The 21,133-nt window shown below is 67.9% G+C and carries 22 protein-coding genes and 3 pseudogenes; 19 read left to right on the top strand and 6 right to left on the bottom strand.

From position 1 onward, the window contains the following. The first annotated feature begins 165 nt into the window (after nucleotides 1–165). From ACFYXC_RS29060 to ACFYXC_RS29050, 3 genes and pseudogenes are all read left to right on the top strand, one after another. A complete protein-coding gene (locus ACFYXC_RS29060; protein ID WP_389554855.1) occupies nucleotides 166–1,062 on the top strand; it encodes a MobC family plasmid mobilization relaxosome protein in 897 nt (298 codons plus the stop codon). Beyond that, nucleotides 1,059–1,535 (top strand): annotated as a pseudogene (locus ACFYXC_RS29055) (relaxase/mobilization nuclease domain-containing protein); the annotation flags it as partial. The gene ACFYXC_RS29060 and the pseudogene ACFYXC_RS29055, both read left to right, overlap by 4 nt. Before the next feature lie 179 nt (nucleotides 1,536–1,714). Beyond that, nucleotides 1,715–2,419 carry a 2'-5' RNA ligase family protein gene (locus ACFYXC_RS29050; RefSeq protein WP_389554853.1) on the top strand — a complete coding sequence of 235 codons (705 nt, stop codon included), beginning with the start codon at nucleotides 1,715–1,717 and terminating at the stop codon, nucleotides 2,417–2,419. A gap of 50 nt (nucleotides 2,420–2,469) precedes the next feature. On the opposite strand, the gene ACFYXC_RS29045 is transcribed toward ACFYXC_RS29050, so the two are convergent. Beyond that, nucleotides 2,470–2,859 carry a hypothetical protein gene (locus ACFYXC_RS29045; protein ID WP_389554851.1) on the bottom strand — a complete coding sequence of 130 codons (390 nt, stop codon included), beginning with the start codon at nucleotides 2,857–2,859 and terminating at the stop codon, nucleotides 2,470–2,472. A 22-nt stretch (nucleotides 2,860–2,881) separates the two neighbouring features. Between ACFYXC_RS29045 and ACFYXC_RS29040 the strand changes: the two are divergent. From ACFYXC_RS29040 to ACFYXC_RS29025, 4 genes and pseudogenes are all read left to right on the top strand, one after another. Beyond that, nucleotides 2,882–3,073, top strand: a pseudogene (locus ACFYXC_RS29040) (hypothetical protein); the annotation flags it as partial. Between the two features lie 56 nt (nucleotides 3,074–3,129). After that, nucleotides 3,130–3,456: a divalent-cation tolerance protein CutA gene (gene cutA / locus ACFYXC_RS29035; RefSeq protein WP_389554849.1), complete on the top strand. Its 327-nt coding sequence runs from the start codon at nucleotides 3,130–3,132 to the stop codon at nucleotides 3,454–3,456. Nucleotides 3,457–3,704: 248 nt separating this feature from the next. Continuing rightward, complete coding sequence (locus tag ACFYXC_RS29030) at nucleotides 3,705–4,094, top strand: relaxase (RefSeq protein WP_389554848.1); 390 nt, start codon at nucleotides 3,705–3,707, stop codon at nucleotides 4,092–4,094. Between the two features lie 228 nt (nucleotides 4,095–4,322). Further along, entirely contained in the window at nucleotides 4,323–4,856 is a 534-nt protein-coding gene (locus ACFYXC_RS29025) for an NUDIX hydrolase (RefSeq protein ID WP_389554846.1), read from the top strand. On the opposite strand, the pseudogene ACFYXC_RS29020 reads toward ACFYXC_RS29025, so the two are convergent. The 5 genes and pseudogenes from ACFYXC_RS29020 to ACFYXC_RS29000 form a co-directional block, all read right to left on the bottom strand. After that, nucleotides 4,834–5,258: pseudogene (locus ACFYXC_RS29020) on the bottom strand (hypothetical protein); the annotation flags it as partial. The gene ACFYXC_RS29025 and the pseudogene ACFYXC_RS29020 overlap by 23 nt on opposite strands. Then, nucleotides 5,204–5,413, bottom strand: coding sequence for a DUF397 domain-containing protein (locus ACFYXC_RS29015; protein WP_389554884.1), 210 nt, complete (start codon nucleotides 5,411–5,413; stop codon nucleotides 5,204–5,206). The pseudogene ACFYXC_RS29020 and the gene ACFYXC_RS29015, both read right to left, overlap by 55 nt. A 20-nt stretch (nucleotides 5,414–5,433) precedes the next feature. After that, entirely contained in the window at nucleotides 5,434–6,288 is an 855-nt protein-coding gene (locus tag ACFYXC_RS29010) for a helix-turn-helix domain-containing protein (RefSeq protein ID WP_389554844.1), read from the bottom strand. 7 nt (nucleotides 6,289–6,295) lie between these two features. Beyond that, complete coding sequence (locus ACFYXC_RS29005; protein ID WP_389554842.1) at nucleotides 6,296–6,820, bottom strand: DUF6879 family protein; 525 nt, start codon at nucleotides 6,818–6,820, stop codon at nucleotides 6,296–6,298. Then, nucleotides 6,780–7,199 carry a hypothetical protein gene (locus ACFYXC_RS29000; protein ID WP_389554840.1) on the bottom strand — a complete coding sequence of 140 codons (420 nt, stop codon included), beginning with the start codon at nucleotides 7,197–7,199 and terminating at the stop codon, nucleotides 6,780–6,782. Before ACFYXC_RS29000 ends, ACFYXC_RS29005 begins: the two co-directional genes overlap by 41 nt. A gap of 504 nt (nucleotides 7,200–7,703) precedes the next feature. Here ACFYXC_RS29000 and ACFYXC_RS28995 point away from each other — a divergent pair. The 12 genes from ACFYXC_RS28995 (at nucleotide 7,704) to ACFYXC_RS28940 (ending at nucleotide 20,918) form a co-directional block, all read left to right on the top strand. Next, nucleotides 7,704–8,051: an ATP-binding protein gene (locus ACFYXC_RS28995; RefSeq protein ID WP_389554838.1), complete on the top strand. Its 348-nt coding sequence runs from the start codon at nucleotides 7,704–7,706 to the stop codon at nucleotides 8,049–8,051. Between the two features lie 67 nt (nucleotides 8,052–8,118). Beyond that, entirely contained in the window at nucleotides 8,119–8,664 is a 546-nt protein-coding gene (locus ACFYXC_RS28990; protein WP_389554836.1) for a DUF6624 domain-containing protein, read from the top strand. A gap of 201 nt (nucleotides 8,665–8,865) precedes the next feature. Continuing rightward, a complete protein-coding gene (locus tag ACFYXC_RS28985) occupies nucleotides 8,866–9,846 on the top strand; it encodes a hypothetical protein (protein ID WP_389554834.1) in 981 nt (326 codons plus the stop codon). 140 nt (nucleotides 9,847–9,986) lie between these two features. Further along, nucleotides 9,987–11,501, top strand: coding sequence for an amino acid permease (locus ACFYXC_RS28980; protein WP_389554832.1), 1,515 nt, complete (start codon nucleotides 9,987–9,989; stop codon nucleotides 11,499–11,501). Next, on the top strand, nucleotides 11,501–12,886 hold the full coding sequence (locus tag ACFYXC_RS28975; RefSeq protein WP_389554830.1) for a glutamine synthetase family protein: 1,386 nt from the start codon (nucleotides 11,501–11,503) through the stop codon (nucleotides 12,884–12,886). The genes ACFYXC_RS28980 and ACFYXC_RS28975 overlap by 1 nt, the downstream gene beginning before the upstream one ends. Nucleotides 12,887–12,985: 99 nt before the next feature. After that, on the top strand, nucleotides 12,986–13,822 hold the full coding sequence (locus ACFYXC_RS28970; RefSeq protein WP_389554828.1) for a hypothetical protein: 837 nt from the start codon (nucleotides 12,986–12,988) through the stop codon (nucleotides 13,820–13,822). A gap of 202 nt (nucleotides 13,823–14,024) precedes the next feature. After that, a complete protein-coding gene (locus ACFYXC_RS28965; RefSeq protein WP_389554827.1) occupies nucleotides 14,025–14,225 on the top strand; it encodes a hypothetical protein in 201 nt (66 codons plus the stop codon). A 130-nt stretch (nucleotides 14,226–14,355) separates the two neighbouring features. After that, nucleotides 14,356–14,541: an FxLD family lanthipeptide gene (locus ACFYXC_RS28960; RefSeq protein WP_366782877.1), complete on the top strand. Its 186-nt coding sequence runs from the start codon at nucleotides 14,356–14,358 to the stop codon at nucleotides 14,539–14,541. Between the two features lie 80 nt (nucleotides 14,542–14,621). Continuing rightward, nucleotides 14,622–16,661 (top strand): lantibiotic dehydratase family protein, encoded by a 2,040-nt coding sequence (locus tag ACFYXC_RS28955; RefSeq protein ID WP_389554825.1) that lies wholly within the window; start codon nucleotides 14,622–14,624, stop codon nucleotides 16,659–16,661. Then, the gene (locus ACFYXC_RS28950; protein ID WP_389554823.1) at nucleotides 16,658–17,722 is read left to right on the top strand and encodes a lanthionine synthetase C family protein; all 1,065 of its coding nucleotides are present in this window, start codon (nucleotides 16,658–16,660) and stop codon (nucleotides 17,720–17,722) included. The genes ACFYXC_RS28955 and ACFYXC_RS28950 overlap by 4 nt, the downstream gene beginning before the upstream one ends. Before the next feature lie 36 nt (nucleotides 17,723–17,758). Next, on the top strand, nucleotides 17,759–19,801 hold the full coding sequence (gene fxlM / locus ACFYXC_RS28945) for a methyltransferase, FxLD system (protein ID WP_389554821.1): 2,043 nt from the start codon (nucleotides 17,759–17,761) through the stop codon (nucleotides 19,799–19,801). 4 nt (nucleotides 19,802–19,805) lie between these two features. Continuing rightward, a complete protein-coding gene (locus ACFYXC_RS28940) occupies nucleotides 19,806–20,918 on the top strand; it encodes a hypothetical protein (RefSeq protein WP_389554819.1) in 1,113 nt (370 codons plus the stop codon). The last annotated feature ends 215 nt before the right edge of the window (nucleotides 20,919–21,133 follow it).

Here is a 21,133-nt window from a genome sequence, read left to right as displayed (position 1 = left end):
GGACCGGGGACCGGGGACCGGGGACCGGGGACCGGGGACCGGGGACCGGGGACCGGGGACCGGGGACCGGGGACCGGGGACCGGGGACCGGGGACCGGGGACAACAAGCAGTACAACGCCCTACAAGAGCAGCCTCGGTCCCCGCAGCACACCCGGGGACCAATCATGCGGGGACCGGGGATTGGGGATTGGGGACCGACGTCTTCGTCGCCTGCCGGGACCGATACACGCGGGGACCGACTGGTAGCACGGTCCCCTCAAGCGGGGACCGGCCACGGGGACCGTTCGCCGGGACCGGATGAAGAAGGCCGGTCTCCGCGGTCCCCGATCCGGTGCATCCCCGCGGGACCGTCCCGGCCCCGCCTGCCCTCTCTCACGCCCCGACCGCCACAGACCACGCCGCCGCGTCAGATACGCTGCCAAGGAGCTTCCATGCATCAACGTCCTCCTCAGACGTCCACTGAGGCGCACCAGAACGCAACCTCCCCAGCCCCAGGCGGAGCAAGTTATCCCTTTGGATACTCCGCCTTGAGCGGAGTATCCAAAGGTTCCCCTGCCCCTGGGGGGCAGGGGCTCGTCCGGCGCCGGGGGACGCCGGACGAGGAGGCTGCGACCGAGGGCGGATCGCAGCCAGAGGGGACACAGGACAGACCTGAGCAGCCGCGTACACGCCGCCGCAAATACCAGCGTCGCCAGCGTCCGCATGTCCGCAACACCCGCTTCAGCGACGACGAACTCGCCCTCGTGACCGCCGGCGCGAAGGCCGCCGGCCTCACCCTCGCCGGCTTCCTCGCCCGCGCTACCCTCTCCGCCGCCCGCGACCTCGATCGGACCGCAAGCACCGTCGCCGACGAGCGTGAGGTGATCGCCGAACTGTTCGCCGCCCGCCGCCATCTCGGCCACGTCGGCAACAACCTCAACCAAGTCACACGCGCGATCAACGTCGGCGCTCACCCACCCGAACTGGACGCCGTCATCGCCGCCACCCAACGCGCCGTCCAACGCGTCCAGCGCGCCACCGACCAGCTCCTCCAGCAAGGCCAGGACGCGGCACCGGCATGATCCCCAGGATCCACAAACGGGGGCAGCGCACCCTCGGACTCCTGTACTACCTCTACGGGCCGGGCAAGTTCGAGGAGCACACCGACCCGCACCTCGTCGCATCCTGGGACAGCAACGCCCCCGACCCCGGCCGCGACCAGAGCGCCACGCTCAAACAGCTCCAGCAGCTCCTCGACCAGCCCCTGGAGAACATCGACGGCTCCGAGCGGCCGAAGAAGCACGTCTGGCATGTGTCTGTCCGCAACGCCGCCGAAGACCGCATCCTGAGCGACCAGGAGTGGGGCGACATCGCCCGCCGCATGGTCACCGCCGCAGGTATCGACGACCCCAAACAGGGGACAGGATGCCGGTGGGCGGCCGTCCGGCACGCCGACGACCACATCCACATCATCGCCACCGTCGTCCGCGAGGACGGCTACAAGCCCGACCTCAACCACGACGCCGCCCGGGTCCGCAGCAGTTCGGTCACCCTCTCGGCCAACGGGCGGCGTCCCCGCTCCCCGCCATGATCACCCGGCGGTGCGCGATTATGGCAAGGAGTTCCGGACCTGGAGCTCGCAGCCGGCCGCCCTGGCCGTGGCGTCATCCGCGTCGTAGGCGCTGTCGGTGTCGTCGTGCTCCAGAGCAGCGTGAAGCCGAAGGAGTTCGACGGGTGCCCCTGCTCAGTGCCGATCCCGCCGCGTTCCCCGCCGATCCACCCGCCAATACGCACGATCCGGTAGTCATCGCGGCCCACGACTGGGCAGCGTTCAGCGCACTCGACGAGATGACCGACCACTGGGCACGCCACGGTTGGCCGGATGGCAGCCGTGCATACTACTGGATGTTGACCTTCCCGAAGGCTCAGCGGCTCGCTGCTCTTGCCGAGCGCTGTCAGGAGGAGCTGGCTCCTCTCGGTCTCGACCCGGTGCCGACGGACGGACTGCACACCACCCTCGCCCGAGTAGGAACAGCTGACGTCGTCACACCCGGCCAGCTGGATAGCCTGGCGCGGGACGCCGAAACGCTGTTGCCCTCCGCGTTCTCAGTACGCGCCATGCCGCTGGCTGGCTCCCGCGGTGCCGTCCGGCTGTCCCTCGGTCCATGGGAACCCCTGCTTCTGCTTCACCATGCGCTGGCCAAGGCAGGGAGCGACGTCGGCTCGGTTCCGAAGAAGCCGACGTCCGCTTTCCGGCCGCACCTGAGCCTCGCGTACAACAACCGTCGGCGCCCCGCCGCCCCTGTCGTGGAGGCGGTCTCAAGCCTCCGCACCCTCCCGGCCGTCGAACTCCTGGTGTCCGTCGTCCAGCTGGTGGAGCTCCGTCGTGAGGGACGGACGTACCGCTGGGATGTATGGAAGAGCGTCCCGCTCGGATAGCCCACCACCATCCAGAGCGAGCACCACAATCACTTCCTTGCCGATCGCGGTCAGCTGGACCGACCATTCGCAGGCCACTCCTCGACGAGCAGCAACCCGAGACCATTGCCCGTCAGCTCATCCAGCGACTTTCCCGCGGAGCGTGCCCGGACTCTGGAGACATCCCGTCCCGCATCGTGGACCCGCAATACCGCCACGTCCTGGTAGACCTCCACGCACATGCAGTCCGGTCCGCTGGCTGTATGCCTGAGCGCGTTGCCCACGAGCTCCAAGGTGACCAGAACGGCGTCGTCGACCCGCTCCGGCACGGCACGTCCCTTGAGGAACTCTCCAACGCGTCTGCGCGCGAGGCCCGACAGCTCGGTGCAATCGGACAGCTTCCCCCAATGACGCCGTACTGATGTCCGCCCGCACATGCGCTCTTCGTCCACCGCGTTCATCGCCGCTTCTCGTTTTCACTAGGCACTGGACCGACTCGCTGCGGCGGTCCTCTGCGAACTCCACGACGAATGGCAGGTCTTCGACCGCCGCTACCTCTCCAAAGCCTCCATGGCCGACCTCTGCACTACCAAGCCAACCGAACGCGAACCGCAGATCAACCGCCCAACCGGAACCGAAACTACTGCCCTGACTACACCACCCAGCGGGACATGACCCTGCATCGGACAATCTGGATAGGGTCGCTGTATCCCAGCTGGAGAGGTAGCCGCATGGACCACGAGATCGTGATCGCGCAGACGACCAGTGACAACGAAGGTCAGGCGAAGGCTCTCGCCCGAGGCGCGGTTGAAAGCAAGCTGGCAGCTGGCGTTCACATCGATGCGCCCATCGCCGCCTTCTACTGGTGGAAGGGCAAGGTCGAATCGGCGCAGGAGTGGCGAATCTCGTACATGACGTCAGCGGACCGCCTCCCAGCACTGGAAGCGTGGCTGCACGAGAAGCACCCGTATGACGTCCCCCAGTGGATCACGCTGCCCGTCACCGGAGGGTCGGAGGCATACCTGTCCTGGGTGGTCAACGAGACACACCCGCAGTAGGAGCGGGCACACCACCCAGCGTCTCTCCCCCAGCGGGCCTGCGCGCGAGGATGACTCACGACGCAAATGCCAGCAGGTGGCTAGCCAGGTCATGCTCCGTGTTGGGGAGCCAGGCGGCGATGGCCTTCTTCCTCGCCATCACCGCAGCAAACTGGCACGCTAAAAGGCACCACAGCCAACAGGCTGCCGCAACCCGCCAAGCCGCCGGACACCTCCGCACCGCCTACCAAGTGACCGCGGTCGAGCCTATGACTGCCCTTGGCCGACGAGGTCAGCGCCTGTCCCCGCGCGCCCGACAGCGACAAGCCGACCTGCTCCACCAGGTGCTGCCGCGTCTGGCCCACGGCATCCAAACCGAAGGAAGCTGGTCCGCCCCGGCCGCCACCCTCGACGACGCCCGCAAAGCCGGCCACGACCCGGCCGCCCTGCTCGCCGACGCGACCCGACGGGGCGAGCTCTACACCGCCGACTCCATCAGTGACGTCCTCATATGGCGTCTACGTCGCAGCGCCCACCCACCCGCCCTACCGGAAAGTCCCCACGACACCTCCACCCGAGCCAACCGGCGCACTACGCCCCCGGCACCCACCACACCAACAGCGACCAGCGGAGTGAACGACTCCAGCCGCAAGCGTTGACCGGCGGAGAGGATGCGGTACATCACTCCTTGCAGAGCACGGCTGGGGCCGTAGAGCTCGTAATTCGATGTAGAAATGCGCGCAATGCCCTGAGGCTGCCGGGCGGGGACCGTGATCGCTCACCGCGCATCTCGTCAGTGTGACGCGAAAAGAGAGGGGCCCTCGTCCTCCTCGTCCTCCTCTCGATCGGTCTGAGATTCTGAAGTCCGATCGAGAGGGGCCGCGGGCATGGAGTGGAAGACCCACGGTGAGCGCCAGATCTACAACAACCCCTGGGTGAACCTGTGGTTGGTGGATGTCCAGCAGCCGGACGGGCGCCGTTGGGAGTACCACGTCGTTCGCCTGCGGCACCTGGCCGTGGCCGCCGTGGTCAACGACCGCCAAGAGGTCTTGATGATGTGGCGGCACCGCTTCATCACCAACTCGTGGGCCTGGGAGCTTCCCATGGGCCTGGTCGAAGAGGGCGAGACCCCGGAGGAAACAGCGGCGCGCGAAGTACTGGAGGAGACCGGCTGGCGCCCTGGCCCCGTCAAGTCTCTGATCTACGCCGAGCCGGCCAACGGCATCACCGACTCGCAGCATCACGTCTTCCGCGTAGACGGCGCGACCTACTCCGGACCGCCCACGGAGAAGAACGAGTCCGACCGCATCGAGTGGATCCCCCTAAGCGAGGTACGAGGGATGATCGACCGTCGCGAGGTCGTGAGCAGCGGGTCTCTGGTCGGTCTGCTCTACCTGCTCATGGACGAAACGATCCGCTGACCGGTGTGAGAACTTCCTGTAGCCGGGCCTCGAAGGCCAGAGCTACGGATTCCTGCCTGTCGGGAGCCAACTGGCCTAGATCTCTCTAAGATAACCCGTCACCCGCTCCGACACCACGCTCGACGCGGACTCCAGAGCCTGCGTGGCAGTGTGGCACGCCTGGTCGAGCTTTCCCTGACCCATTGGGTCCTGGCCAGCCAGAACGCGTGAAACGCACAGCAGCGCTGGTTGTCCCGACCTTCCCTGCGTAAGGCGTCCGCGATCAACGGTTCGGCAGTCCGCCGCTTCGCCCAGCCGGCCGTGGGCGAAGCCCGTGTTCACGAAGAGCTTCGGCTCGTCGAAGTAGGTCACCCGTGACGGGTCCGGGTCGCTCGTCTGGGTCTGCTCGAACTGACGGTGTGCTCTACGAAAGCCACCCACGTAGCCCGATGGATTTCGATCATTCCCCGGCCGCGCGCCTTGGTGTCCCGGACCATCACCACAGTCAGGTCGTTGTCTGCTACTTCGACGCAGTTCTGCGTTTCTGTGTAGGAACTGGTTCGCCAGTTCGGGGCCATCGGCTGCATGGAGCGCTCTCCTAGTCGTTCGGGATCTGGTCGTAGTGCTGGATCGCCGTGGAGATGAGTTCTCGGACGGCGGTGCCGTAGACCGCTGACTGCTTCAGGAGGGCGAACGCCTTGGTGTACAACTCAATTTCTCGGGGCTGAGACACGGAGAACTCCGCCGAATAGGTCTCGACGAGGACGAGTCGGCTGTCGAACATCGAGAACGCGTTGCCCGGCCAAATGAGGGTCGGGGCGGATTTGGGGACGATGCCCAGGCTGAGGCGGGGAAGGCGCATCACCGCCAGGAGGCGGTCGAGCTGTCCCTTCATCACTTCTGGGCCGCCGAAGTTGGTGTAGAGGGCCTGTTCGCCGAGGAGGACGTTGAAGATGCGGTCGCCTTGGTACAGGTACTGCTGTCGTTCGAGCCTCTTCGCCACGGCCGCTTCGGTGTCGTTGGGGATCTCGTAGTAGCTGACGCCCTGCTGGAAGACCTCGGCAGCGTAGTCCGCGGTCTGGAGGGTTCCCCAGATGAGAGTGGGATGCCAGATGCGGAAGACCTTAGTCTTGGCGTACACCGGAATAGCTTGACGCTGTCGTTTCTCGACGCCGGTCTGGAGTTGTCGGCGCCATTCGAGCCACAGCTCATCGACATGGCGGACGATCGCGACCAAGTCGCCGAGTTGATCGCCCTGGCCGGTGGTCTCACACCAGACTCGGATGTCGTCCTCGCTGGGGCGCTGCTTGCCGTTCTCAATGCGGGAGACCTTCGACTCCTGCCACGAGGTGGCATGCGCGAAGGCCCGGCCGCTGGCAAATCCGGCGTCCTTGCGGAAGCCGCGCAGCCGGGCACCAAGCGCTTGCAGTGCCTCTTGTACTTGGGTGCTCACCGGTCGGTCAGGGCTTGTACTCAGGGTGCGGGATGGCGGCGGACCACAGCAGGTCCCGTAGGTGTACGCACTCGGCCACGGTGTCTGGGTCCTCGACCAGTTCCGATCCAAGCACCCTGCCGTCCGGGGAGAAGTGGCCCACGGCGAGCAGGCGGTCGTCGTACAGCCACCAGTCGTTACCTTCCACGGGGAAGGTGATGCCCTCTGGCAGACGGTGCCGGGGCAGCCAGCGGATCTCCTCGCCGGCTTCCTCGTTCAGGGCTGTGGTGGCGTGCTCCCACTGGATGTAGGGGGTGTGCGGTTCGGTGACCACTCGGACGCGGCGCATGGTTTTCCCTTCGTCCGTGATGCGCCTGATGAGCCGCGTCCAGGGTTCCATGTAGGAGTAGTCGACAGTCTCGCCGCGAAGCCAGCTCGTGAACGGGCTGTCCTCGTCAGGGACGGAGTAGTCGTCCCTCAGCTCCAGATGGAATGCGTCCTGCGCGAAGCTTTCAAAGAGCTGGTTGCGCTCGGCGCTGGAGATCAGCTCCACGCGGTTCCTCCAGTAGGGCGGTGATCGCGGCCTTGGGAACCTCGACCACGGTCTCGTAGTCCGGAATCTCCATCTGGGCCAGGGCCTCGGGGTCGGTCACCTCGTGGCCCTGGACGACGAACGTACCGTTCGGCGTGAGGATCATGATCGGATCCTCGACGCGCCTGATCTCTCCGACTGTTAGGTCGTCCTTCGTGAGGTGCTCGAACAGCTCCGTGGGCACCTCCACCGCTGTCTCCCCCTCCGGGATCTCAAGCTGCATCAGCAGATCGTTCGCGAAGATCTTCCAGCCCTGGACCAGATAGGTCTCCTGGTCCGTGACGTACAAGGTCGGGCAGTCACCGACCGTGGAGTTCTTACCAAGGAACCGTAGCTTCATGGTTGTTCTCCTGTCTGCTGCCTTGCTCAGGTTTGCTCGACTCAGCGATGGTCTGTGATGCGTTGTGACTGGTCAATCAACTTGCTGCAAACTCGCGCAATCTGCTTGGGAGTTGGCCCGCAACCGCTCTAGCTTCGTCTACGAGCCCCACCGACCAAGGCAAGTCCCCAGACGCGGAGGAGCCCGGGTGCCACTGAGTTGTCTGGCAGCTCTACAGCTACACAAGCATTGCGGTGACCGCACGCAGGTAGGCCATGCCCGACAACTAAATAGCCGTATATGAAGCACTTCCACGCCTCGAGCACTATCAACACCAGTATGCCGAACCATTCCTGGCTGCTGAGCGCTGATCGCAAAGTGAGAATCTGTGAAGAAGGCGGCATGACATCGACTGCAATCATCACTCGTAACGTTCCCAGCGCCAGTTTCCGTTTCCTTCCACGCACCGGCCTTGAGGTGGTCTTCGCTCGCAGCCATGGGTCTGGAAACGGAGCTGTAGCTCCTGTGGACTTGGTTTGGCCACAGCAGATACGCAGTGTCGTACGGGCCGGCCTGAGCTGCTGGGAACGATCGGCGCTCATCGCGGACGCCGAATTACTCGTCACCGAGTTGGTCACCAACGCGCTCAGACACGGCCGCGGTGATGTCGGAGTGCGTTTGTCCTTTATTAACGGTCACCTGCGGATCGAGGTCCGCGACGGTTCGCCCGAGGTTCCCGAGCTACGGGCAGCTACCTCTTTGGACGAGAGCGGCCGTGGACTCTTTCTCGTCGAGGCCATCGCCGACGACTGGGGCATCAGCGACGACGGCTTCACCACTTGGTGCGCCCTCTCCCTCCACGAGGTCCCTTGATCACACAAACCGCGCCAAGGGAATTCTCATTGTCCGCCGGCTGCTGACCTTTCGAGCTGATGACCCCATGACGACGACGAAACCCGCCCCACCCGACTTCGGCATCGACCTCCTGCGTTGCCTGTGGCGCGCAGAGAGGCTCGAAGCGAGCATGCCTAGAGCGGACACAGCGGCAGCCAAAGCCCTTGCTGGCTTGTTCGCCGCGGAGGCAGACCTCCTACGACGCATCCTGGACGAGCACGGTTGGCCGGGCTACCAGCTCGTCGGCCAGCGCGCTTCGCTGGCCGCCTGGCGGATCTCGACGTACTGCACCGACGGCGCCCTGCAGGCCCGCGCGTCGGAGGCGCTGGGTAAGGCTGTGCACCAAGACGACGCCGACCCATTGCACTATGCGCTATTGGCGGATCGGATCTGTTTCAACCACAGGCAGCCGCAGCGCTTCGGAACGCTCTATGTCCCCACGCACGCCGGCTTCCTCCAGCTCTACCGTGTCGTGGAACCGGAACGGCTCGACGATCGGCGCTACGCCCTGGGTCTCGAACCGCACGCCGAGTGGGCGAATCGGCTCCAGACGCAGACCCTGTCATCCAAGCTCTCAGCCACCTCCGGCTGACCCAACAAGCCCCGTCGAGCCGCAGCCATCAGTCCCGGCTCCCCCTATGGCTGGCGGATCACCTGGGCTGCGGCCCGACGGCCCTATCCCCTGCCTCGAGGAATCGCCCTCCCATGCCCTTCTTACGCGCACCAGGTGAGTGCGCCGTCGTTGCCCTCCCAGTTCCCTCGCACTGGGGGCTCGCTGATGCGCTCTTCTGACATGAACTTGACGATTCCGCACCCCGCCGGCCGAGACAATGACCTGCGCCTCGCCTTGGAGGATCTGCGGCTGAATCGGTGGCTGTCCACGAAGGAGTTGCTCGCCAGGACGGATTCCTGGTCACTGCGGTGTAGCCGAAGTCAGGTCCTGGGCCGCGCGGCGGTGGGCACCGAGGCTATCGAGATGTGGGCTGAGGAGGAGCCTGAGGACTGGAATGCCTGGATGATGCGGGCCCGCGTGCTGAGCGAACGCGCGGTCCTCGCCCACCGGAACAGCGTCTCCCGGCCACAGCTGATGCAGGCCATCCTCAAGGCCCGTTACGCATGCAGTGCGGCCGCGGAGTGGAAGGCCGATCCGGTGCCAGCGCTGTGCTTCATGACGCTCGCGCAGGCTGACGACGACCCCAGGCGGCCGCACAGCCCGCTGAACTGGATCGCGCGTGAGGACCTGCTGCCGCCGGGGCCCTGGCGGCTGCTGGACGCGGTGCACCAGCGCGATGCGCACAACCGTGAGGCGTTCCACCGGATGCTCGCCGTCTTCCGTGCCCGCGGCAATGAGCTGATCACCTTCGCGCAGTGGGTGGCGTCCAGGGCCCCCGTGGGGTCCGCGTTGAAGGTTCTGCCGCTGTATGCGTTCGTCGATCAGTACCGCAAGCAGTGGGTGACGCGGCAGACCGCCAGTGTGCTCGCGTACTGGGTCACTGAGGACAAAGCGCACTACGCTCGCCAGGCGCTGCATGAGTGGTTCGAGCCGACGCAGCCCGTGCCGGGGCAGCCCGACACTCGCTCCCTGCTGGATCTCAACCACCTGGCGCACGCCCTGACGGCTACCGGCGTAGGCCATACCGGCCCGGTGTTCGAGGCGATCGGCCCCCACGTGACCACTGCGCCGTGGGCCCAGGTCGCCCATGAGCCGCAGGAGTGGCAGGAGGAATTCCTCAAGGCCCGTCGACCCGTCCTGAGATCCAGGGGCCGCCGATGACCATCCGAGGCCCACCCTCCGCAGCCGCGGACCCTTGTGCTCGCCCTTCTCTCCTCCGACTCCTCCAAGGATCCTTCCGTTGCACTTACCACCCGCACCACGCCATCTCACCCCTCCTCCCTTCTCTCCCGAGGTGCCTGATGTCGTACAGACGATCAACTAGCCGCGGTCCGCTGGACGATGACGCGGCGCTGCGCGGGCACGGCTACACGCCCGAGCTGAAACGTGGCATGGGCGGCTTCGGGAACTTCGCGATCAGCTTTTCCGTGATCTGCATCCTGGCCGGCGGCATGACCCTGTTCGGCTACGGCCTCAACACCGGTGGCCCTGCCGTCATGCTGTGGGGCTGGGTCGGCATCGGCGCCATGACTCTCATCCTCGGCGCGTGTCTGGCCGAGGTCACCTCCGCCTATCCCACCTCGGGCGGCCTGTACTACATGGCCCACCGCCTCGGCGGCCCGCGCTGGGCCTGGGTGACGGGCTGGCTCAACCTGCTGGGCCTGCTCGGCGCGATCGCTAGCATCGACTACGGGTGCGCACTGTTCGTCGGCGCGTTCGCCAACCTGCAGTGGGGACTTGAGCCCACGCCTGAGACGACGATGCTGATATTCGCCGGCATTCTGCTGCTGCACGGCACTCTCAACACGCTCGGGGTGCGCCTGGTCACCGTGCTGAACTCGATCTCGGTGTGGTGGCAGCTCGCCGGCGTCGCGCTGATCGTCGGAACCCTGGCCCTGGCCCCGGGTGAGCGCCAGAGCGCCCACTTCGTCTTCACCCACGTCAACAACGGCACCGGCTTCGACAACCCCATCTACGTGGCCGCGCTGGGCTGCCTGCTGGCTGCGTACACGTTCTGCGGCTACGACGCCTCCTCCCATCTGTCGGAGGAGACCAAGGGTGCACAAATCGCAGCGCCCAAGGGCATCGTGCGGGCCATCGCCTGGTCCTGGGCGGCCGGATTCGTGCTGCTGGCCGGGCTGCTGTTCGCGATCGAGGACTACGCGGGCACCCTGGGCACCAGCACCGGGGTGCCGCCGGCGCAGATCTTCATCGACGTCCTGGGCACCGGCGTGGCCAAGGGACTGCTCCTGGTCGTGATCGTCGCCCAGCTGTTCTGCGGGAACGCGGAGACGGCCGCCGCTTCCCGCATGGTGTACGCGTTCTCGCGTGACGGGGCCCTGTACGGCTCCGCGACCTGGCGCCGCGTCAGCAGCCGCACCCAAACCCCCGTCCCCGCGGTGTGGCTGTCCGTCGGTGTCGCGCTGTTCCTGGCGCTGCCCAGCCTGTACTCGCCGACCGCCTACGCGGCCGTCACCGCGATCAACGTCATCGGCATCACACCCGCCTACGTCATCCCCGTCTATCTACGACACCGTCACGCCGACAAGTTCACCCCGGGTCCCTGGCACCTGGGCTCCTGGAGCCGGCCGCTCGGCTGGATCTCGGTGGGCTACGTGAGCGTGCTGACCGTCGTCTTCTGCCTGCCGCAGGCTTCCCCGATCACCGTGCAGTCCTTCAACTACGCCGGCATCGCCCTCGCGGTGGTCCTGCTCATCGCGTGGCTCACCTGGATCACCAAAGGCCGACGCTCCTACAAGATCCCGCCCCTGGGCACCGAAGCCGAAACCGTGGCCCTGTCCGAGGGCGTGCTGTGATGACCCACGAGACCGAACGGAACGACTTTCCCGTCCTGACGGCGGGCTCCCAGCAGCCGGGGAACCTGGTCCGCCTGGTGGAAGAAGGCGAGATCACGACGGTGATGCTCGCGGTCCCCGACATGCAGGGCCGCCTCAAGGGCAAGCTCCACGACGCCCGCACGTTCCTGGACCGCTTCGAGTCGGAGATGTGCGCCTACGTCCTGGCCACCGACTGGGACATGAACCCACAGCCGGGATACTCCCTCACCGGCTGGCACGACGGATTTAAGGACCTGCACGTCGTCCCCGACCCAGGCACCATCCGCCGGCTGCCCTACCTGCCCGGCACCGTCCTCATCCACGGCGACGCCGTCCACCACGGCTGGCCCATCGACATCGCCCCGCGGCAGATGCTCCGCCAGCAGATCGCCAAACTCGCCTCCCTCGGATATCGAGCCAAGGTCGGCATCGAGAGCGAATTCATGCTCTACAAGGGCACCCAAGCGCAGGCCCGCCGCCGCGGATACCGGGGGCTCACGCCCGTCTCGCCCTACAACCTCGACTACGCACTCGACCACCCGCCGACCCTGAGCGCCTTCTTCCACGACCTCCGTGCAGCGCTGCACGGAGCAGGCTGCCCGCCCGAGGCGATCAAGACGGAGGGGGCACCCGGCCAGGTCGAGGTGACGTGGCCCTACGGGGATCCGATGGCGGCCTGCGACGTCTACACCGTCCACCAGCACGCGGTGCGCCATCTCGCCGCACAGCACCGGATGGCGCCCACGTTCATGGCCGCCCCGCAGACCGGGGTGGGCAGCGGCCTGCATCTGCACGTGTCCCTATGGCGCGATGAGGAGGACTCGGCGTTCTGGATGGAGCAGGGCAGTGAGCTGCCCGAGATGCTGCAGCACTCCGTTGCCGGGCTCCTCGACGCCCTGCCGCACCTGGCGCCGCTGTACGCGCCCGCCGCCAACTCCTACAAGCGCTACCGCCCGCACTCCTTCGCCCCCACCCGCTTCACCTGGGGGCACGGCAACCGCACGTGCACCATCCGTATCACCGGCGAGGAGTCGAACCCGCACCTGGAGAACCGCGCGCCGGGCGCCGACGCGAACCCCTATCTGGCCCTGGCCGTGACGCTCGCCGGGATCATCCACGGCCTGCGCAACCAGCCAAAGCTCCCGGCCTCCTGCACGGGCGACAGCTACCAGGACACCGATGCGCGCGAGATGCCGTACAGCCTGGATGAGGCAACCACCGACTTCGCCAGCAGCCGCATCGCATCGGTGGCCTTCGGGCCCGACCCCGTGGACCACTACGTCCATGCCGCCGAGCTCGAACACGCCGCCCTCGCGTTCGCGGTGACGGACGCGGAGCTGGAACGGGGATTCGACCGTGCCTGAACAAGTGAAGGCAGCCGCCCCCATTTCCAAGCTCGAACGTCGCACCGCCGCCCTGGCCTCACTGTTCGCTCCGTACCTTCTCCGGGAAAGCAGCACACGATGAAAGCCGTTGTTGAACATGCCGCAGGATCTAAGTTCGACCCCTTGGTGGAGCGCCTCGAGGCCGCGGTGGAACCCATCGCCCCTCTGGTCGAGAAGGTGACGGGGCTGGCTCTGCCCGGCACCGTGGTCCTCCGCACGATGTCTGCCCGCCAATGGCAGGCAGCGCACTGGCGCCACAGCAAGCGACTGGCGCGCGCAGAAGTACGCGAACTGCGCCCCTCGCTCAGCAGTGTGCGCGCTGCGAAGGCGCTGGCGGCCTCCTTACGCGCCACCCGTCGTACCGTCTGGCCGACCATCGGAGCTCAGGCCGTCGAGTTCCGGCAGGGCCAGCCCGAGCTGGCCGTCCTTCCCCAGGCCCTGCGCGAGGCGGGCCGGCTCGACGACCATCTCACGCTGCACAAGATCATCGCTCACGAGCTGACCCACATCGCTCAGTACGCGGCGGACGGCGGCGCGATGTGGCACCTGATGGACACGCTCTACTCCAGTCACAGGGGCATAGCCGACCGTGACTACGCCTTTCTTGTGGAAGGCCACGCGTACTGGGCGGATCAGCAGATCACCACCATCCTCTTCGGCGAGCCGGTACCGACCGGAGAGGTCAGCCCGCACGCCACACTCCGCTACCGGGCCCTGGTCGAAACCCCCCAACGAGCCGAGACCCTGAAGTACCTCAATGCGGCCGCCGACAGCGTGGGCCAGATCATCAACGCCACCGGCCTCGACACGTTCAACCGGATCTGGACCACCCCTGATCTTGTACCGCTCAAGTCCGAAACAAGCACGTCAGAGCTCTGGCAACAGCGCTTCACGCACGCACGCGCAAGTAACTGATCGCCCCCGCCGATCTCCGGTCCGCACTCGACGAACTGCTCGATGAGACGGGCGCCGTCGACGTCACCCAACTCGTCGTCCTCGCCCACGCCTGGCGCCTACTGGGTGCCAGGACCGGCACGGTGGAGAGCGGAGCGAACCAGTGAACGCGTCTTCCGCACCGCTGCACCAGCGCACACCAGAGTTAACAGCCGTGTACGAGATGCGGACTCTACATACGGACGCCGAGCGAGATGAGGCCGCCGCGCTCGTCCAGGACCGTCAGCGCTGGCTCACCATGCGCGGCCTGTCGGTACTCACCCGAGCCCAAGAGGCCGAGGCCGACGAACGGGCCGAGCACTTCACCCAGGTACTGGACCACGCCGCCGAAAACACCTTGCTGGCGCAGCCCGCGGCAGCCTGACAGCACCGCACCCCGCCCCCCCGGACGCCATAGGCCAGGCGACTTCGCCGGCCTGCTCGTCTGGCATCAGACCCCGGGGCCCGACCGGGCCTCGGTACCCCGCACCATCCGCCCCTTACAGGAGGCATGCATGACCGCCACCCAGACCGAAAAGCCGACCGCTCCCGCGCAGGCCGACCTCGTGAAGGCCGACGACGACCCGTTCGGGCTCGACATCACCTTCATCGAGGGAACGCCGGCGACCGAGACGGTCCTAATGTGCGGCACCGGCGACAACTGCGGCAGCTCCTGCCCCAGTGCCTGCACCACCTCGTAAGCCGGTTCATCCCGGCTGCGCGGGCCGGACGAAGCTCTCCCCGTCCGGCCCGTCCCGCCCAGAAGATGAGGAAAATACTGATGACACGGCAACGGCTCAGCCTGTACGAGGCAGCGGGGCAGGCCATGCTGCGCGCTGCAGTCCACACGGCCGAACCTGCCATGCCGCCTTGGCCGATGCGCACGGCATCCGTGGAGGAGTGGCGCGCGTGGCTGAGCAGGGTGTGGTCCGACACCGGTTTCTGCCACACCGTGTCGCAAGCGAGCCCTCATCTGGCGGACCGGGTACAGGCCATCACCGATGGCCGCACGCCGAAGGTGCGCCGGATGCGCCGGGCGGCGCTGTCCACCGCCCGTTATGCGATCCGCTACGCACGCCGCTCCACCCCCTACGGTCTATTCGCCGGTGTCGCCCCGCTCGGCTTCGCCCAGACCACGTCCGTTCGCGTCGGCGACGAGCACCAGGCCGTGGCCCGCCCAGAGCCAGCCGGACTCGAGGAGATGCTCAGCGACTGGGAGAGCGACGCTGCGCGCATGGCCAGTGCGGAGGTCTGCGTCAACACCCTGATTCAGCAGCGCGACCAGCACATCCACGTGCCCTCCGAGGGCGATGCCGAGTTCCGCATCGCTCTGAGCCCCGCGCTGCGTCTCGTCCTTGATCTGGCCCGAACGCCGATCAGGTACGGCCAGTTGTCAGACAAGCTGGCCACGGAGTTCCCCTCCGTGAGTGACACCGCGCGCGACCAGTTGCTCAGTGAACTGCTGCGGGTGCGGTTGCTGCGCTCGTCGCTGCGTGCGCCCGCCACCGTCGCCGACCCCAGGGACGTCTTGCCGCCCGTGGCGTGCGTTCAGGCAGCTGGCCTGCGGACAGCGTGCGACCTTCGGCTGGACGCCGACGTGCGGCTGCCCGAGCAGGTGCTTACTGAAGTAGAAACCGCGGCGACCGTCCTGGCCCGCCTGGTCACCCACCCGGCCGGAACACCGAAATGGCAGCGATGGATCGAGCGATTCACCGAGCTCTACGGCGAGAACTCCATGGTGCCGGTGGACGTGGCCACGGATCCTGACCTGGGCGTGGGCTTCCCGGCCGGCTTCCTCATGGCGAGCGAACCACCCCGGCCGATGTCCCGGCGTGATCGGCTGCTGCTGGAGCTGGCTGGCACCGCTGCCGCCGAAGGCAGCCGCACTGTCGCGCTGAGCGGGGCGGTGATCGAGGAACTGGAAGCCGCGGCCGGCGACAAACCACACGATCTGGCACCCCACTTCGAACTTGCTGCACAGGTCCACGCCTTCTCCATCCCGGCTCTGAACCGTGGGGACTTTCGGCTGCGCGTGCTGACTGTCTCCCGCTCGGCAGGATCGATGACCGGCCGGTTCTGGCATCTGCTGCCGGGCACGGAGGCGGCGTACGCAAGCCTGCCCACCGTCGATCCGGAGGCGGAACTCGCGCAGCTCTCCTTCCACGCCGGTCGGGTAGCGGCCGACCTGCTCACCCGCGCGCCGCAGGCCCTGCCCCGCGTTGTCAGCGTCGGCGAATTCCGGCGCCCCGACCCGAACGTCCTCTTCCCCGCCGACCTGTCGGTCACCGTCGCCGACGGCCGCCCCCAGCTGGTGGAGACCGCGACGGGCAAGTCGCTGGAGCTGCTGGCCCCCACCGCGATCAACTTCCTGTGGAACAACTACACCCCGCCGATGGCCCGTTTCCTCGGCGAGATCAGCCGGGCCGTGTCCCCACAGGTGACCTGGTTCGACTGGGGTGCGGCCTGGGCCCTGCCCTTCACTCCGGCCCTCACCTACCGGCGCAGCATCCTCGCCACCGCCCGGTGGAAGATCCGCAGTCGCATACTGCCTGTCCGCACCGCGCCGCTGCAGGAGTGGGCGGATCAACTCCACGCCTGGCGGGCCCGGTTCCGGGTGCCGGAGCAGGTGCTCCTGGCGGAGGACGACCAGCACCTCGCCCTTGACCTCACCCGCGACGTCGACCTGGACCTGCTGCGCGCGCACCTGGATGCCAGCCCCGTCGGTGTCGCCGCCCTGCACGAGGCGCCCCCGCCGGACGCCGACGGGTGGATCGGCGGCCGGGCCCACAGCATCGTCGTTCCTCTGGCCAGGCGCTCATGACGACGACCGTGCCCCGTACGCAGGACCTGTCCGAGGGTGCCCTGGGGATGGCCTTGCTCGACATCGAGCGCCAGAACCTGGTCTCGGCCCGCCGACACCTCGCCCAGGCCACCGCCCAGGGCGTGAGCACCGGCAGCAACGCCAGCCTCTTCCACGGCGCACCCGCCCTGGAGTTCGTCCTGGCCCGCGCGCACGGGGCCGGTGACGACATCCGCGCGGCGGTCGACCGCGTCGTGGACGCTCGGCTCGCCGCCGTCCACCGCCGTCAGGCCGCCGGCGCGCTGCCCCATCTCGCCGAATGGGACCTCATCCGCGGTCTGACCGGGCTCGCCGCGCTGCTGCTGTCCCGCCCCATCGCGCCCCGGCTGCCCGACGTGCTCTCCTGCCTCGTCGCACTCGCCCGCCCCGTCTGCGGTGACGGTCGAATGTTGCCGGGGTGGTGGTCGGCGGCCGGCCCCGATGGGACGGAGATGACCGGTGGGCACGGCAACAACGGCATGGCCCACGGGATCGCGGGGCCCCTGGCCGTGCTCTCTCTCGCCCTGCGCGACGGAGTCAGCGTCCCCGGCCAGGAGGAGGCCATCGGCACGTTCGCGATCTGGCTCGACCGGCACGGCACCCACTACTGGTTCACCGCAGCCCACCTGGACCTCGACCAGCCACCCGAGGCGCAACCGGCCCGCCAGTCCTGGTGCTACGGCCAGCCCGGCATCGCCCGCGCGCAACAGCTCGCCGCGCTCGCCCTCGGCGACCCCGCCCGGCGCCAAGCGGCCGAGGACACCGTCAAGACCATTCTGAGCGACCCACAGCAGCTCGTCCGCATCACCGACTCGACCCTCTGCCACGGCTGGGCCGGGCTGCTGACCCTCACCCGCGCGGTCGCCGCCGACAGTCCCGAGCCCGCCCGCTTCACGCCGATCGTCCAAGACCTGCACCGCCGGCTGGCCGCTGACTGGGAGCACCTGCCCAAACCTGGCTTCCTGGAAGGCCGCGCCGGAGCCCAACTCGCCTTGCACGACACCGGCAACGCCGGCTGGACCCGCGCCCTCCTGCTCACCTGACCCCCACCCTGCCGCCCCGCAAGGAGTTCGCTGCCCATGGCCTTCGACGACGAGAACCTGCCCATCCCACCGAACACCTCCTGGTGGCACGCCTCCGTGGCCTTCCCCGACCCGCACCACACGGCCACACGGACCCTGGCCACCGCGCTCTCCGGACACCGTTTCCACTTCCTACGCAAGGACGCCGGCGTGCGCCTGCGCACCGAACAGCCCGCCACCACTGTGCTGGACCAGCTCCTCGCCGACCGTGTGATCACCGGCTGGACAGGCGGAATCTACGAGCCGGAGACCCATGCTTTCGGCGGCCCCGAAGGCATGGAGGTCGCGCACGACGTGTTCTGCGCCGATAGCCCGGCTACGCTCGCCGAGACCGGTACCCCCGGCGCCCGCGAGCGCAGCGTGATGCTGCTGTCCGCCATGATCCGCGAGGCCGGGCTGGACCCGTTCGAAGCCGGAGACGTGTACGCCCGGTGGGCCTCTTCGCGGCCCCCCGTCAACCCGCCCCAGGGGGCCGCGCTGGAGAAGGCCGTCTCCGCGATGCGGCGGCTGATGAACGCGGACGCCGCCCTGCGCCCGCAACCGGAAGCGGGCTGGGGCGAGCGCGTCGCCGCGTTCGAGGACGCCGGCCGCCGCCTGCGTCGGCTCGCCGCCGACGGCCGACTGACACGCGGAATCCGGGGCGTCCTCGCCCATCACGCCATCTTCGCGTTCAACCGCGCGGGCGTACCCGTTGACGCGCAGGCCGCCACCGCGTGGCTCGGCCGTCACGTCGCCTTCTCCACCGGAGAAGGTGACGTGTCTACCCGCAAGTCCGCCCCGGCGGACCCTAGCCTCCCTCGAATGGAGACCACCGTGACACCCGTGAACGACCCCGACCAACTGCGCAAAGCCCTCGCCCAGCGTCTCGTCGACAGCGGCCACCTGCGCAGCCAGGCGACCATCGACGCGTTCCGCACCACCGACCGGCACGCCTTCCTGCCCGGCGTCGACCTGGAGCGCGCGTACAAGGAGGACGCGGTCCCGATCAAGCACGACGAGCACGGGGAGATGATCTCCTGCATCTCCGCGCCGTCCGTCGTCGCCACCCAGCTCGAACAGGTCGGCGCCCAGCCCGGTCACAAGGTCCTGGAAGCCGGAGCCGCCACCGGATACAACGCCGCCCTCCTCGGCCAGATCGTCTCGCCCGGCGGGCAGGTGTGGACCCTCGACGTCGACGAGGACCTCATTGCCGGCGCGAACAAGAACCTTGCCGAAGCCGGCGTGCAGAACGCCACCGCGGTGATGGCCGACGGGGCGGCCGGGCTGCCCGAGCACGCCCCCTACGACCGCATCCAGTTCACGGTCGGCGCGGGAGACGTCCCGGTCAAGATCCTCGACCAGCTCGCGCCCGGCGGGCGCCTGGTCCTGCCGATGCGCATCCGCGGCAGCATCTCCCGCTCCTTCGCGTTCGAACGCGACGGGGACACGTGGAAGACCGTCTCCTGCGAGATGGCCACCTTCGTCCCGCTCCGCAAGGGCGTCTGCGACGACGTGTACACCCTCATCCCCATGGCAGGCGAGGGCAACGTCCGCCTGGAGACGTTCAGCGAGCAGAACGTCGACCGCGAAGCGCTGCGCACGGTTCTCGACGAGGAGCACACCAAGCTCTACACCGGGGTGAAGTTCCGGCAGGGCTCGGCGTGGGAGTGGCTGTACCTGTACCTGGCCTGCGCACTGCCCAACGGTCTGTCCCGACTGCCGGGCCAACGCCCCGGTTTCACCCCGCACTTCGGATGGGGCTCCATGGCCGCCCTCGACGGCGGGTCGCTGGCCTACCTGACCATCCGCGAGGGCGAAGACGAGAAGGGCCGGTACTGGGAGGTCGGTGTGATCGGCCACGGCAAGGCCGGGGGCGACCTCGCCGAGCGCGTCGTGACCGAGATCCGCGCCTGGGACGCCAGCGGCGGCAACGACGCCCCCGAGCCGGGCTTCCGGATGGCCGTCGCCGACTCCCGTGACTGGCTGCCGGTCGACGAGGCGCGCTTCGTCGTCGACAAGCCCTACAGCCGACTCGCCGTCGACTGGGCGCGCAAGGGCTGAACCGATGATCCCCGCGATAGCCAGCCGCATCCCCCTGGTCCGCCGCACCAAGGCGCCCGCGCTCCCCTTGGAAGAGCGCATCAACCACCTCACCGGGCTGACCGTCGCACCCGCACGTGCGGGCCACCATGACCTGGTGGCCCGCACCTGCAGCATCCTCAACTACGCCGCACTCATCGCCTCCGACGTCGGCCTGCCCAACCTGGCCACCGACCTGTGCTGGCGCCAGCACCAGGTCTTCGCCGACGCCGGACGCATGAGCGGACCGATCGGCGTCATGTCGCTGATGCCACTGGTCAACCTCTCCCGGCTACTGACACGCGATGGCCAAGGCGAGGCGGCCTATGACCTCCTCACCCGCCTCAACCACGCCGCCCGTCAACGAGGAAAGACCGAGATAGACGGCCGCACCGTCGACCTGTCCTCGCTGACCAGCACCGAGGCCGATCACCGGCAGGTGTGCCAGGAGCTGTGGGTCACCCTGCTCGTCGACGGTGCCCGCGCCCTCGCCCGCATCGGCCGGTGGACCGAAGCAGCCGAAGCCATGGCCCAGCACCGCGGCATCGGCAACCGTCTCCTCGACGGCCGGCAGATCAAAATCATGGCTCTGATGGAACAAGGACGAAGCCAGCAGGCCCTCGACCTGATCGATACCACCCAGCCCACGGAACCCTGGGAGACCGCCATCGGCCTGCTCCTGCGCGCCCACTGCCGTCCCGTCGGCGTACCGGTTGCGCGGGCCGACCTCGAACACACCCTGAACAAAGCCGCAGTGCTCTGCGCCCCTCCCGATCCGTCGACCGCCGTGTTCCAGACCCGGGCGGGCCTGACCGCCCTCGAACTGGACCCCGACGGGCAGTGCGCGGACACGCTGGGCAAAACCATCACCGAGGTGGCCCGGCTCGACGCCTACGCAGCCCGCGACCTACTGCACCATCCCATCGCCGCGTCCACCCTGGACACCGGTTCGGCCCACGCGCTCAACGCGGTGATCGCCGCAGCCGGACTGGAATCCGGCGTCCTGCCCGCCCACCACCACCAGGCGCTGAAGGGCGCGGTCATCCACGCCTCCGCAGAGCTGGAAAGGCTGCTGAACACCGAACCGGAACCCCGTTAGGAGCGGACGGCCGGGAGAAGCTGCCGGATTGTCCACGCCGCGCGGCGGTGTCGGCGTTTCGGCCACTTTCCGCTCGGAGCTGCTCCAAGCCCCGTCAGGGATCCCACGCCTGCAGGGTTCCCTGACGCAGGCAATAGCGGGCTTTCCAGCACGACCGAATGACGTGTGTTCGATATCGCAGCCGTGTCGTTAGACCTCACGACTCTGCCACAGTG

The sequence above is a fragment of the Streptomyces sp. NPDC002701 genome (assembly GCF_042889045.1).
Classification (GTDB): Bacteria; Actinomycetota; Actinomycetes; order Streptomycetales; family Streptomycetaceae; genus Streptomyces.
Note: the sequence above shows the minus strand (reverse complement) of the source record. Positions and strands in the feature narration are given on the sequence as shown.